Genomic DNA, 12,606 nt, shown 5'->3' with positions numbered 1-12,606 from the left:
GTAGAAAGGGAGGAAGTAAGATGAATAAAGGGTTGAAACGCGCTGGAGTCGGCTTGATTGGAACAGCGGTCGCGGGAGCGGCTTATGTGTTCCTATCACCTAAACCAGCAACACGTTTAATCAAAACTTCGTTCGCAGGGGGGAACGAGGTGGAGATGAAGGGATTCGAGGAAGTCGTTCAAAAGACGTCTGTCCGAAAAGACATCGACTACTTGTCCTCTTATGACAACGGAACGTTTGATTTGATTCGCTATGAAGGAGACAGCCGTACGGTCCCGACGATTTTTTGGGTACACGGTGGCTCATTCGTCGGTGGTGACAAATCAGATGTCCTCAAGTACGCGACATCGATTGCGAGTAACGGTTACAACGTCGTCAGCATCAACTATGCGCTTGCACCTGATGTGACCTATCCGACACCACTTCAACAAATCGAAGAAGCATATTCGTTCATTGCTGAAAACAATGATCGATTCCGCCTCGACTTGGACCGCGTCTTTTTCGCGGGTGATTCGAATGGTGGACAGCTCGTCGCACAGTTTGTTGGCATCCAGATGAATGACGACTACTCGCCTTCTGCAGAGGTCAGACAAGTCGTACCGAAATCATCGATCCTTGGAGCTGTCTTATTATCTGCTCCACTGGATTTGAAACGGTCATGGCTCGAGTCATCGAAATCGGTGAATCGCTTCTTGTTCAAACGCATCGGCTGGGCTTACTTCGGCACATACAACTGGGAAACGCTCCCGGTCGTCGCTGAAGCTTCACCGCTCGTCAACGTACCTGCCACGTTTGTGCCAACATTCATCGCCGACGGAAACGATCATTCGTTTGAAGATCAGGCGAAAGAATTTGCGACAATTCTCTCAGGTCGAACAGATGTGACGACTGTGTTTTATGATCAAAACGAACACGAACTTGGTCATAACTATTACTTCGAAATGGACCGACCAGCGGCCAACTCGACGTATCGCCGTTTAATCACGTTCTTGCGTGAAACGACGAATCAATCCGTATAAAAAATAAGCGACGTTCTCTTTTAGGGAACGTCGCTTATTTTTGTTAACGCAACAGTTCGAACGCACGTCCGATCAATTCATTTCGGGATGGAGATGTGTGACGCAACGCTTCAAGGCGTTCAATCAACGCCTGCTTCAGCTCTTCGTCTTCCACTAGTTCCAAACATTCGATGTGTAACAACCACGCGTCTGGATGCTCAGATAAAATGTCTGGAACGAGACCATCAATCGACTCCCCTCGTTCACGCATGAGGTGAATGCGGTTGAACATTGGGTCATCATTCGTCCATACACGTTCATCTCGCTCGATGATCACGGGCTTTTCAATGATCATTAATTCTTCCACTGTCGTTCCAGGGAATACCGATGGAAGCGAATCGACGTGTACTTCGAGCGAGTCGAGTGAAATCGTCCGTCCTTCTAGCTGAATCGTCACGTCTTGGATCGTATCGGATGAACATGCTTGACGAATGGTCATCCCTTCGAGGAGATCGTCTCGATTTAGTGCGGATTCCGTATCGTGGACAATGAGAAGTCCGTGACGTTCTCGTTTCGTGAATTGACCATTTTTTACAATCGTGCATTCATCCCATTGAATGAGCGTATGTTCTTTCGACTCTGTCATATGGCGAACGATTCCGACGCGCTCAGAGCCATCTTCGAGTCGAAGCGTCGATTGACTTCCCGACGCCAATGCTTTCGAGACAGATTCAATCCCACCTTTTCGAATCGCCATTCTCCCTTCTAATTCGTCTAAGACGTAAGAGAGCGTCTCAAAGTCTGGAATGACGAACAGTTCTTTTTGCATATTCGTCACGTCTTGCTTCGTCTGTAACGCATGCTCCAAGTCAAACGGATGTTTGACGACCGCGTCGGTCAAGCAGTGACGGCTTTCGCCAACAGATGACAAGAGACCTGCGCCGTAAATCATTGGACGCTCGAGGTCGCCAATCAATCCAAATTCAACCGTCCACCAAAAGATGCGTGCAACTTGTTGCGCCTCTGAAAACCCGGTCACTTGTGCTTTCGCTTCATGGACCGCTCGTTCTGCCGCCTCGATGTCTTGTTCCGTTGAATTGGCATTCTCTTTCACGATCGTCAAGCGTTTCAATGCCGCGAATGAAGCATGCTCTTCCCGGTTCATGAACGCCTTCGCCCCTAGTTGACCGAAGCGTTTGACGATTGCCGAAAATGTCGGGTCCATCAACATCGGTGCGTGGCCTGCCGCTTCATGAATGATGTCAGGTGCAGGGCTGTATAAGATATTCTCGACTTTCCGGATATCCGTCGCGACAGGCAACATTCCGTTCCCTTGGAAGTCAAAGAAGGCAACGCCAGGGATGAGTCCATCCACCGCGACCGTCGACCATCCTGCCGCACGCATTTCATCCGTCATCTGTTCGACGTTCGGCAATCGGTCTGGTCCCATTCCCGTCCGTTTTAATCCTTCGATGTAAAACGGATGCGCCTTCCCTTCTAACGTATGCAGGTTCAACCGTAAGACGAAGCGCCAGACAGCGTGATCCGTCGGTGTGTACTCATTGTAGAACTGCGGTGAAATATGTGGGGCAAGATGTGATGGAATCGATTGTGTCAACATGTGAAGTCCTCCTTTAAAGTCAAAAAAGTCCCTATCGATTAGATCGATAGGGACGACAAAGCCGCGGTACCACCCTGGTTGCTAGAGAATCTCTAGCCGCTTAATCCGATAACGGGGGACCGCTCAATCATGAGAGCTCGGGAACTGTAATTCGATTCATCTTTTGGGCGTGTTCGCAGCACCACACGCTCTCTGGGCCAGGGAAGATGTCTCTACTTCGGTTCCTTCTTCGCTTCTATTGCGTATACATGTTTATCTTTTATACAGTTATGCTGTTATGCATATATGCTTTTAAGCACTAAAGTGACGTCTTGTTAGTTACTGTATCAAAGGTTTTTCGACGCGTCAACAAAAAACAGCCTACGAATTTTCGTAGACTGTCAGAGACACCAATCAATCGGGGACTGCCCCCACTCGTTTAGAGCATCATTCACTTGAGAAAACGGCTTTGACCCAAAAAATCCACGATGGGATGATAATGGGCTCGGATGAACGGATGTGAGCACTTTATGCTGCTCTCCGATCCACTTCATTTTTTTCTTTGCGTCATTTCCCCAGAGGATGAATACAATCGGCTCTTCACGACGCCCGAGTCGCTCAATCACCGAGTCGGTGAATTGTTCCCACCCTTTCCCACGGTGTGAGCCCGCCTTCCCTGCTTCGACCGTGAGCGCTGTATTCAAGAGGAGGACTCCCTGTTTCGCCCACTTCTCTAAATTCCCGCTCTTCGGAGTGTCACAGCCAATGTCATCCTTAAGTTCTTGAAAGATATTTCGTAACGACGGTGGGAATCGCACTCCATCCTGTACCGAAAAACTGAGTCCATGCGCTTGGTTCGGTCCATGATACGGATCTTGCCCTAAAATAACGCATTTCACGTCACTAAATTTCGTGTAAATAAATGCGTTCCAAATGTCTTCCCGATTTGGGTAAACGATCGTCTCTTCATACGCTTGATCGACGAATTGTTTCAACTGTTGAAAATAAGGCTGACTCATCTCATCTTGAATGATGTCTGTCCAATCCCCAAGTAATCGACTCGATAACTGTTCTCCCATTGCATACTCCCCTTTCCTTCTGTATCATACCCAAAATGTATGCATACAAAAAGACGAGTCAACCGACTCGTCTTTCGTATTATACCGTTACTGCGCCTGCAACTTCTTTCGCAAGTGCTTCTGCTTTCGCTTTCGCGTCTGCAACGATTTCTTCGATTTTGTCTGGGTATTGGTTCATCCCTTCAACTGCTACCGTCGTCACTTCAGAAACACCGACGAATGCGAGCGCTTGGCGAAGGTATGCGTCTGCAAAGTTAAGGTCTGTTCCTGTATAGATTCCACCTGTTCCTTGGATGTGGATCGCTTGTTTGTTTTCAAGCAAGCCGACAGGACCTTGCTCCGTGTAACGGAACGTTTTTCCTGCCATGAGTACGCTGTCGAGGAACATTTTCATACGTGCTGGGAAGAAGAAGTTCCACATTGGCGTTGCGAATACATAAAGGTCCGCTTCCATGAACTTCTCGAGCATGCTACTCATTGTTCCTACTTTTTTCGCTTCTACGTCCGTAAGTGCTTCACCTGACGCGAATTTGCCCCATGCGCTAAGCACGTCTCCGTCGATTTCTTGCACATCGACATCGTAGAGTTCAATTGCTTCTACTTCGAGTGCTGAATTTTCAGCCTTGAGTGTTGATACGAATGTTTCTGCTACTTGTTTGCTGTATGAAAGTTCAGTTGGTTTCGGGTTAGCCGATACATATAATACTTTAGTCATCGTGTAATCCTCCATTTAGGTAATCTCTAATTTTTTTCAATAACAGTTAGAACTATATCATCTGTATATCTCATCGTCAATTATTTTAACTTCAAGATATTAATGAAAAAAGCAACGGGCTTTATTTGCCCGCTGCGTTATAACCGACTCGCTTCAATAACGAAATCAATTGTTCCGTCTCTTCATCACTTAACGGTCCATATATATCTTTGAAGATTTCGATGTGCTGTGGATAGACGACATCCATGAGCGCCTTTCCATCTTCCGTTAACGAGGCGTATGTGACGCGACGGTCAGACGGGCAAGCGATTCGTTCAATCAGTCCACGCTTCTCCAACTTGTCGATGACGTATGTCACGCTACCACTTGTAATCAAAATCTGGTCCCCGATTTGTTGTAAAGGGGTGTCTCCTCGTTTATACAGTACTGATAAAACACCGAACTCTGTTGAATTTAACTGGTGGCGTCGCAAATCTTCTTTCACACGATCGCTGATGGCATCCATCGTTCGTGCGAGAACGACCCACGCCTTCAATTCAAGGGATTCAATCATGTCGGTTTCACCTCAATTCGTTCATCATATATCACTAGTATAGCAGGACTTATGCAGTATAAGCCGGGAAAAATACTTCGTCAAGGAACTTCTTCGTTGTCGCCTATGTCGGAAACGTTTAGAATGGTAGTATTGTGATTTTAAGAAAGGGTGGACCGTATGCGTGAGTATTACGAAATATCATTGACGATTAAACGGGAGTTTTTGCATGCTGTCATCGATTTGTTGAATCGGGAAGGCATCGCACCGGACTATGCGCTCGAAAAAGAAGGCGCGGTCTTTTTATTATTCAATCATTTACCTTGGCCAAACGTGACCCGTGAACCGCATGCCGTGGAACGTTTCTTGTTGACGTTGAAGCGATCGGATTATTTATTCGTCAAAACGAAACGTAAATCACCGGTCCCTGACCATGAACCCGTCGCGTGCATGGGCGCCCTCGCCTCTCCGTTTCATGAACATCTGCGCATCGAGCTCGCTGTTGATGAGTCTGAAGCAAGTCATTTAGATATGTCCGCATTTCGTCATTATTAAACTCGATAAACGCTCAAATCCCCGTGATGGTCAGCCCGAACATGCTGACGGTCATGGGGATTTTTTAGGAGTAGCCGATTTCGTAGACGGGAATAAAGGACAGTATTCGAACTGAAAAGGAGATATGCCGGAATGGACAAAGTCATGTTAATCGTCAATCCATCCTCAGGAAAAGAATTGGGGGAGCAACACGCGACACATGCCGAGGAGGTGTTGCGCGAACGATATGGACACGTCGATGTCCGCTTCACCGAGAAAGAACAAGATGCAACGAATTTCGCACGAGAAGCAGCGGAAAAGCAATATAAAGCCGTCATCGCGATGGGTGGAGATGGAACGTTAAACGAAGCAGTCACCGGACTTGCCGAGGCGCCCCATCGCCCTGACTTCGGAATTATCCCACTCGGTACAGTCAACGACCTCGCCCGCGCACTCGGTGTTCCGAGTGATCCTAAAAAAGCGATTGAAGCACTTCATGATGCTGAACCGACACCGATGGATATCGGAAAATATGAGAATGGCTATTTTATGAACGTCATCGCGATCGGGCTCATTGCCGAGGCCGTCGATGAAGTGAGTGTGGAAGAAAAGACAAAATGGGGACCGTTCGCTTATTTGATCGAAGGCGTGAAGGCGTTCCGTGAACACAGCCCATATGAGTTGGCGATTGAAAGTGAGGATGGCCAATTTGATGGTGAAGCGTACCTCGTCGTCATCGCCTTGACGAACTCGGTCGGAGGATTTGAGAATTTTGAGCCAGACGCGCGACTGAACGACGGGTTGCTGCACGTCTATATTTTTGAAGAGCTCGGTTTAAAAGATGCCCTTCAATTAACGCCTGCTCTCTTCACAGGAAAGTTAAAAGAAACAGATAGCGTCACGTCATTCTGTACGAAACAGGTGAAAGTGACATCTCCTGAGTCTCTCCCCGTAAATGCAGATGGCGATACAGGCGGAACGTTGCCATTCACATTTGAAATTTTGCCGAGTCATTTAAACGTGTTGAAACCTGTCTAAGAGAAGGAGTTTGATCAATCGAATCGAATGTTGTTAAGCGAGAAAGGAGAATGACTTATCAACATCTCGCTTGTTCCACTTACAACAGCATCCGACGAACTCGTCGACACTTTCAATCGCTGGAATAATGACCCACAGATTGTACACTTGATTCGCCCGAGCCGATCCGAAGAAGAATTGACCGCTCATTATGAAATGACGCTCGATGACCTAGAGGAACGTCTCCTGACACATGATATTTTTCTCATCTACGCAGATGACCATCTCGTCGGCGAAATGAACGTCATGTATGACCCACCCCATCTGTATCATCAAGAACATGGTACGGCCTGGCTCGGTTTTGTCATTGGGGAAGCAACCGGACGCGGGAAAGGTGTCGGCACGGAGGCCCTCCGTTTATTAGAAGAAAGACTACGAGTCCAAGGGACACCACGTATGGAACTCGGCGTATTCGCCTTTAACCATGCGGCCCACCGCCTTTATACGAAGCTCGGTTATGAAGAAATTGGACGAATCGAACAATTCACTTATTGGGACGGTCAATTTTGGTCCGACATTCGCATGGAAAAACGACTCGAGTGAACTACTCGCCACTTATTTGCTTCGCACATTGAAGTGGGAGCTTCTTGGGAAGACCGTACTTTTATTAGCCACGATTATTTACCAAGCTCGTCGGGTGGTTCCCACCCTGAAGGAATTCGTTTTAGTTTGCCAACATCAACAGGTTGATGCTTGCGTTGATGTCACGGTCATGATGCGCGCCACAGGCACACGTCCATTCACGGACATCCATCGCCTTCTTCTCGCCTTTTAAGCCGCAAGTGGAACAGATTTGAGTGGATGCGAACCATTGATTTGCCTTGATGAGCGTCCGTCCGTAGAAGTTTGATTTGTACTCGAGTTGCCGGACGAACTCGTACCAACTGACATCTCCGATGGACTTCGCCACCTTGTGATCCTTAATCATGTCCTTCGACTTCAATGTCTCCACGACGATGACTTGGTTCTCGTCAACGATCCGTCTTGACAGTTTGTGAAGGAAGTCCTTGCGTTGGTTGGCAATCTTTTCGTGTTTCTTGGCGAGGATCAGCCTGGCCTTCTCACGGTTCTTGCTCCCGATTTTCTTGCGTGACAGCGCGCGTTGCGCCTTCTTGACCTTCGCTTCGGATTGTCGAAGGAAACGTGGGTTTTCGATTTTCTCCGAGACCATCGTGTCGTTCGTCATGACGGCGAAATGTTCCAAACCGAGATCGATGCCGACCTTATGCTCGACCGGAATCCATGGTTCATCCTCCTGTTTGACGAGGATGGAGATGAAGAACTTGCCCGTCTTGGTCATCGAGACCGTCGCAGACCGGATGACGCCCTCGAACGGGCGATGTTGTGTGAACCGCACGAACCCGACCTTCGGCAGACGGACCTTGCCCGCCTCGATGCGGATCGTGCCATGCTGGTTGTTCGTCGTGTAGGAGGCGCGCGACCGCCGTCTCGATTTGAACACCGGGAAGCCGCCCGTCCCGGCGAAGAACTTCGCGAACGCGGTGTCGAGGTTCAGCTTCGCGTTCGCGAGCGCGAGGCTGTCCGCCTCGGCGAGGAACGGGAAGAGGGGCTTGTAGGAGGCGGGTGTCGCCGGTTTCCGTCTCGTTCCGCTCCCCGCCTTCGCCTCCTCGCGGATGGCGATCCGGTCCTCGAGCAGCTTGTTGTAGATGAAGCGTGTGCAGCCGATGGTCTTGATGAGGAACTCGGCCTGTGCAGGCGTCGGGTAGAGCCGGTATGTATAGCCTTTCAGCATGTCCGTCCCTCCTCCCTTCCGAAGATCGTGATGTGTCTTCCTCATCCGATACCCGTGGAGGGGGAGGGAGAATCTGACGGAATCACGAACTTTTGTTCGTCATATCTTTCACAGGGAAAAAGAGTTTTGGACCGGGCGATTCATCCCCCACCTCCGCCGGGCTACGCCCCGAGACGCTTAGAGGAGGGAGAATTCTCGCCTGATTTAGTTAAAAAGCCCTTTCACGTCACGTGAAAGGGCTTTGACTTAGTTGTTCAAGTTCTCGACTTCGACGATCCGGAAGCCTTTTTGTTCAAGCTTGGCAACGACTTTATTCTTCTTGTCTTCGTCGCAATCCGTCGGCAGCGTCACGAGTACTCGGCGCAACACTTTACTTTTCGCATCAAGTGTCATCAAGCTCGCGATGGACGTATACTTGTTCACGACTTTCGTGATTTTCTCAAGTGCCCCCGCTTGTTCGCTCAAGGCGATGGTCAAGACGTAACTACCTGTGTCGCGACTCCATGCTTCTTCGAGCATCCCGAGCATCTTCCCGTGAGGAAGAATCCCATAAAATTCATTGCTTTCGTCTTTTAACACGGCAATGTATGGCAATTCCTTGATCGAGAAAAATACTTCGAAGAAACCATCCGATTCGTGAACATATTTTTGCGTGTTTTTAATGAGCGTCATCACATTGTCGTCCATGTTTTCCCCGTTCATTCCATGGCGATAAATATGCATCTTATAAATGTTACCGCGGAAAAATTTTCCCGTCTCGTCTAAAACAGGCACACAACGATATCCTGTTTCTTCAAGCGTATGAAGCGCTTCCCGCAATGTTGCCTTTTCACTGATGGTGACAACATCCTTCTTCGGGATACATAAGCTATGCACTAACATGCGTTTTCCTCCTAGCCAAAAATAAAGTGGTCTACACCCTATTCATTATTATTCCCCAAATATGATGAACATCCTGCATATTTTTTCTGAAAAGTTATGAACATGTCTCCTAATCCTCGCATTTGTCGGAATACGAAAAAGTCGTTATAGTGAAACTATCCAAACAGACAAAGGGGATGGACGATTATGACGATGAAAAAAGCATTGACGATTGCCGGTTCTGACACGAGTGGTGGCGCAGGAATTCAAGCCGACCTGAAAACGATGGAAGAACTCGGTGTGTACGGCATGACAGCCTTGACTGTCATCGTGGCACAAGATCCACATAACGCATGGAATCACGAAGTGTTCCCAATCGACACGACATTGATTGAGAAGCAAATCGATACGGTGCTCGCCGGGATTGGAGTCGATGCGGTGAAGACGGGAATGCTTCCAACACCAGAGATCATCGAACTCGCCGCTCGTAAAATCAAAGAGTATGGAATCGAAAACGCAGTCGTTGACCCGGTCATGGCATGTAAAGGTGCGGATGAGATTCTTGACCCGAACGTCGCAGTCGCGATGCGTCAACACCTCGTACCGGTCGCAAAAATCATCACACCAAACTTATTCGAGGCGCGTATGCTCGCTGGCCTCGACAAAACACCATCGACGATGGACGAAATCAAAGAAGCAGCTCGTTTAATCCATGAGCTCGGCGCTGAAATCGTCATCGTCAAAGTCGGTGGCAAACTTGGTTTCGATACAGCGTTTGATGTCTTGTACGATGGAAACGAATTCCGTCTACTTGAAAGCGAAAAAATCGAGCCTGCGTTCACGCACGGCGGTGGATGCACATTCTCTTCTGCTATTGCGGCCTCTCTCGCAAACGGCCATACGGTCGAAGAAGCGATTGAGATTGGAAAAGAATTCATCACAGAAGCAGTTCGTCACTCATTCCGTTTAAACCAATACGTTGGACCGACGAACCATACAGGGTACCGCAAAAAATTAGCTACACAATCGTAAAAAGATGACCCGGGGCGCTTAGTTTCGGGTCATCCTTTCCATTGGAGGGACAGACGTGAAGGCGATTCAACCTGATCACATTCAGCAATATTTAGACAATCACGTCGCAACACCACTTTTCGTTCATGTTGAGACGACGAACGGTGCCTATGCGACACATAACGACCCGGATTTTCATAACGCCGGGATGTTTATCCGTAATGCCAAAATCGAATATAGCATCGGCCAAATCAAAGGAAACGGACCTTACCGTGTCGGCTTAAAACTTGACCACGGTTGGCTCTATGTAGAAGGGTTGACCGACTACGAGGTGCATGGCGAACAGTTATTACTCGCTGGTCACGATCGACTCGGTCGACTGGCGTGTGCGCTGCATATCGATATCAAACCGCTCCCTCAAGGAGCATCGGAGGTGGAGAATCAATGAATGGACCATTACTCGTCATTTTCCCACATCCGGACGATGAGGCGTTTAGCTCAGCCGGAACGATTATCCAACACCGTCAAAAAGGACTCCCGGTCACGTATGTCTGTTTAACACTCGGTGAGATGGGCCGCAACATGGGTTCCCCAATCTTTACGACGCGTGAAGAACTACCAAAAATTCGCAAGCATGAACTAGAAGAAGCTTGTCGCATGATGGGCATCGAAGACTTACGCATGTGGGGACTTCGCGATAAAACAGTCGAATTTGAGGACGAAGCCGAGCTCGCAGGCCGCTTCCGCGCATTAATTGACGAAGTAAAGCCGGAAACGGTCATCTCGTTCTATCCGGGATATGCCGTTCACCCGGACCATGAAGCAACTGCTCGTGCCGTCGTACGAGCGCTTCAAGAGATGGGGGAGTCACGTCCTGCGTTTTTAGGTGTCGCCTTCGATCGCCGGACAGAAGAAGAACTTGGACAACCTCATGTCATCGTCGATGTAACGGAAGAAAGTGAACAGAAAAAAGATGCTCTATTCGCCCATCGTTCTCAGACAGAAGGGTTGCTTCGTGCGATCGATAACGCAGAAAACGCCCACGTCATGGAGTTACTCCAACGTGAGCGCTTCTATCATTATCCGTTCTCATGATTCATAGGCTAGGCGGGTCATGTAAAGCAAGGCCCCAACGGTCCCAAGACCGATTAACGTTCCGAATACTACAACGATTTGTCCCATGTTTTCACCTCTTCTAGAATGTACGAACGTTTTTATGGATTGGTTTCAAACGGCACATCCCTTACAGGGTGTGCTGTTTTTATGTATTCGATTTGATTGTTTTAAGCATACACTTCTCATCACCATCTTGCGTCCGTCTTAAGACGTAAAAACAGGCATGGCTTATGGCCCATGCCTGTAGTGATTACGGGTGAGTCGCATGAACGATCCAAACAACGACCCCAATGATTGAAAACGCCAAAAATAGTGACCCTGTCGTCCCTATGATAAAGACAACCCCAAATAAGAGGATACCGAGATGCCATAACATCGACACGGATGATTCTGTCGTCGCTCGAATGGATGAAGGGACCTGGTGGTGCAACAGACCGTAATAGAGTGGCTCCATCGTCCCATAGAGAAGAGCTAACAGCCCCATCACACCAATCCCGATTGGATTCGGGAATAGTCCGATGACAAGAAATCCACCACCCATCATCCAACCGAATCGTTTCAACCAACGTTCTGATGGTGCAAAACGTGCGATGGTTCCTGCGAACAGTTGCCCAGGCAACTGAATCAAGAGTAATCCGCTTGAAATGACACCGAACCAATAAATCGGAACGGACACATCGCGTGCGTATAGCTGCCAAAACTCATCGATAAAGTTGAAGGCGGATACCGCCGCCAAAAAGCTGATTGTGACATGCCGAAGTGACTTGTTCGACCAAACGAATTGAAACCCCTTGAACAAATGCCGCCACGTTAAACGCTCTTCCATCTCTCGTTGCGTCGGTTCGACGAGAAATTGGCTACAGACAGTCGCAATCAATAGACTCCCGATGGAGAGTTTGTAGTTCCAGTCCAGAGGAAGGTACTGAGCCAACATACTTCCGCTCAATGCCGCTGTAACAGCAGACAATATCCCAATCGCGTTCAACCTTCCAAGTACCCGTTCGAATGACGAAGCGTCATGACTTTCCTGTAACGATTCATACAGCAAAGCATTCTCTGCCCCACTTCGAATGACTGACCCGACGGCTGAACAACTGATGGCGACAAAGAAACCGGTGAACGTGAACGAATACAAGATGACGACAAACGACAGCCACTCTAATCCGACACCGATTTGGACGAGTCGACGCCGTGCCGTATGGTCCGCCCATACGCCAGTCGGTACTTCTAGCAGTACGATGATGAGCGCATACACCATCTCTAAATAGACGACTTCCTGAATGGAGATTCCTCGTGATTCCCAAAATAGCCGTTCAATCACGTAAGCAGG

At 48.5% G+C, this 12,606-nt stretch carries 14 protein-coding genes and 1 other annotated feature; of the genes, 7 read left to right on the top strand and 7 right to left on the bottom strand.

Translation table 11 applies throughout. The annotated features are described in order from the left end of the window. Positions 1 to 20 precede the first annotated feature (20 nt). Positions 21 to 1,019, top strand: a complete 999-nt coding sequence (locus KNO85_RS11845) for an alpha/beta hydrolase (protein WP_214790337.1) — start codon at positions 21 to 23, stop codon at positions 1,017 to 1,019. A gap of 43 nt (positions 1,020 to 1,062) precedes the next feature. Here KNO85_RS11845 and KNO85_RS11840 read toward each other — a convergent pair whose 3' ends face one another. The 4 genes from KNO85_RS11840 to KNO85_RS11825 form a co-directional block, all read right to left on the bottom strand. Then, complete coding sequence (locus KNO85_RS11840) at positions 1,063 to 2,619, bottom strand: aromatic amino acid hydroxylase (RefSeq protein ID WP_214790335.1); 1,557 nt, start codon at positions 2,617 to 2,619, stop codon at positions 1,063 to 1,065. A 45-nt stretch (positions 2,620 to 2,664) separates the two neighbouring features. Beyond that, positions 2,665 to 2,858, bottom strand: a binding site (T-box leader). 141 nt (positions 2,859 to 2,999) lie between these two features. Next, positions 3,000 to 3,677: a uracil-DNA glycosylase gene (locus tag KNO85_RS11835; RefSeq protein ID WP_214790333.1), complete on the bottom strand. Its 678-nt coding sequence runs from the start codon at positions 3,675 to 3,677 to the stop codon at positions 3,000 to 3,002. 79 nt (positions 3,678 to 3,756) lie between these two features. Beyond that, on the bottom strand, positions 3,757 to 4,392 hold the full coding sequence (locus KNO85_RS11830; protein WP_214790331.1) for an FMN-dependent NADH-azoreductase: 636 nt from the start codon (positions 4,390 to 4,392) through the stop codon (positions 3,757 to 3,759). 121 nt (positions 4,393 to 4,513) lie between these two features. Beyond that, positions 4,514 to 4,945, bottom strand: coding sequence for a MarR family winged helix-turn-helix transcriptional regulator (locus KNO85_RS11825; RefSeq protein ID WP_214746962.1), 432 nt, complete (start codon positions 4,943 to 4,945; stop codon positions 4,514 to 4,516). Between the two features lie 159 nt (positions 4,946 to 5,104). On the opposite strand from KNO85_RS11825, the gene KNO85_RS11820 reads away from it, so the two are divergent. The 3 genes from KNO85_RS11820 (at position 5,105) to KNO85_RS11810 (ending at position 7,078) form a co-directional block, all read left to right on the top strand. Continuing rightward, positions 5,105 to 5,479 (top strand): hypothetical protein, encoded by a 375-nt coding sequence (locus KNO85_RS11820; RefSeq protein WP_214790329.1) that lies wholly within the window; start codon positions 5,105 to 5,107, stop codon positions 5,477 to 5,479. Between the two features lie 132 nt (positions 5,480 to 5,611). After that, positions 5,612 to 6,496 (top strand): diacylglycerol/lipid kinase family protein, encoded by an 885-nt coding sequence (locus KNO85_RS11815; protein WP_214790327.1) that lies wholly within the window; start codon positions 5,612 to 5,614, stop codon positions 6,494 to 6,496. 57 nt (positions 6,497 to 6,553) lie between these two features. Further along, the gene (locus KNO85_RS11810) at positions 6,554 to 7,078 is read left to right on the top strand and encodes a GNAT family N-acetyltransferase (protein ID WP_214790465.1); all 525 of its coding nucleotides are present in this window, start codon (positions 6,554 to 6,556) and stop codon (positions 7,076 to 7,078) included. 121 nt (positions 7,079 to 7,199) lie between these two features. Here the strand turns inward: KNO85_RS11810 and tnpB are convergent, their stop codons facing one another. Next, positions 7,200 to 8,288 (bottom strand): IS200/IS605 family element RNA-guided endonuclease TnpB, encoded by a 1,089-nt coding sequence (gene tnpB, locus KNO85_RS11805; protein ID WP_214790325.1) that lies wholly within the window; start codon positions 8,286 to 8,288, stop codon positions 7,200 to 7,202. A 246-nt stretch (positions 8,289 to 8,534) separates the two neighbouring features. Beyond that, on the bottom strand, positions 8,535 to 9,170 hold the full coding sequence (gene cbpA / locus KNO85_RS11800) for a cyclic di-AMP binding protein CbpA (protein ID WP_214790323.1): 636 nt from the start codon (positions 9,168 to 9,170) through the stop codon (positions 8,535 to 8,537). Between the two features lie 186 nt (positions 9,171 to 9,356). On the opposite strand from cbpA, the gene pdxK reads away from it, so the two are divergent. Genes pdxK through bshB2 form a run of 3 tightly spaced genes read left to right on the top strand, consistent with a single transcriptional unit; the run spans position 9,357 to position 11,255 of the window. Continuing rightward, positions 9,357 to 10,181, top strand: coding sequence for a pyridoxine/pyridoxal/pyridoxamine kinase (gene pdxK / locus KNO85_RS11795; protein WP_214790321.1), 825 nt, complete (start codon positions 9,357 to 9,359; stop codon positions 10,179 to 10,181). A 55-nt stretch (positions 10,182 to 10,236) separates the two neighbouring features. After that, positions 10,237 to 10,608, top strand: coding sequence for a YojF family protein (locus tag KNO85_RS11790; protein WP_214695888.1), 372 nt, complete (start codon positions 10,237 to 10,239; stop codon positions 10,606 to 10,608). Further along, positions 10,605 to 11,255: a bacillithiol biosynthesis deacetylase BshB2 gene (bshB2, locus tag KNO85_RS11785; protein WP_214790319.1), complete on the top strand. Its 651-nt coding sequence runs from the start codon at positions 10,605 to 10,607 to the stop codon at positions 11,253 to 11,255. Before KNO85_RS11790 ends, bshB2 begins: the two co-directional genes overlap by 4 nt. A gap of 271 nt (positions 11,256 to 11,526) precedes the next feature. On the opposite strand, the gene KNO85_RS11780 is transcribed toward bshB2, so the two are convergent. Then, positions 11,527 to 12,597, bottom strand: a complete 1,071-nt coding sequence (locus KNO85_RS11780) for an MFS transporter (RefSeq protein ID WP_214790317.1) — start codon at positions 12,595 to 12,597, stop codon at positions 11,527 to 11,529. Positions 12,598 to 12,606 lie beyond the last annotated feature (9 nt).

The organism is Exiguobacterium sp. s124, assembly GCF_018617485.1.
GTDB classification, from domain to species: domain Bacteria; phylum Bacillota; class Bacilli; order Exiguobacteriales; family Exiguobacteriaceae; genus Exiguobacterium; species Exiguobacterium aestuarii.
This window is presented reverse-complemented; position numbering and strand designations above follow the sequence as displayed.

Coding starts and splice junctions, on each gene's coding strand:
- KNO85_RS11845 (WP_214790337.1), top strand. CDS start 21: ATGAATAAAGGGTTGAAACGCGCTGGAGTCGGCTTGATTGGAACAGCG.
- KNO85_RS11840 (WP_214790335.1), bottom strand. CDS start 2,619: ATGTTGACACAATCGATTCCATCACATCTTGCCCCACATATTTCACCG.
- KNO85_RS11835 (WP_214790333.1), bottom strand. CDS start 3,677: ATGGGAGAACAGTTATCGAGTCGATTACTTGGGGATTGGACAGACATC.
- KNO85_RS11830 (WP_214790331.1), bottom strand. CDS start 4,392: ATGACTAAAGTATTATATGTATCGGCTAACCCGAAACCAACTGAACTT.
- KNO85_RS11825 (WP_214746962.1), bottom strand. CDS start 4,945: ATGATTGAATCCCTTGAATTGAAGGCGTGGGTCGTTCTCGCACGAACG.
- KNO85_RS11820 (WP_214790329.1), top strand. CDS start 5,105: ATGCGTGAGTATTACGAAATATCATTGACGATTAAACGGGAGTTTTTG.
- KNO85_RS11815 (WP_214790327.1), top strand. CDS start 5,612: ATGGACAAAGTCATGTTAATCGTCAATCCATCCTCAGGAAAAGAATTG.
- tnpB (WP_214790325.1), bottom strand. CDS start 8,288: ATGCTGAAAGGCTATACATACCGGCTCTACCCGACGCCTGCACAGGCC.
- cbpA (WP_214790323.1), bottom strand. CDS start 9,170: ATGTTAGTGCATAGCTTATGTATCCCGAAGAAGGATGTTGTCACCATC.
- pdxK (WP_214790321.1), top strand. CDS start 9,357: ATGACGATGAAAAAAGCATTGACGATTGCCGGTTCTGACACGAGTGGT.
- bshB2 (WP_214790319.1), top strand. CDS start 10,605: ATGAATGGACCATTACTCGTCATTTTCCCACATCCGGACGATGAGGCG.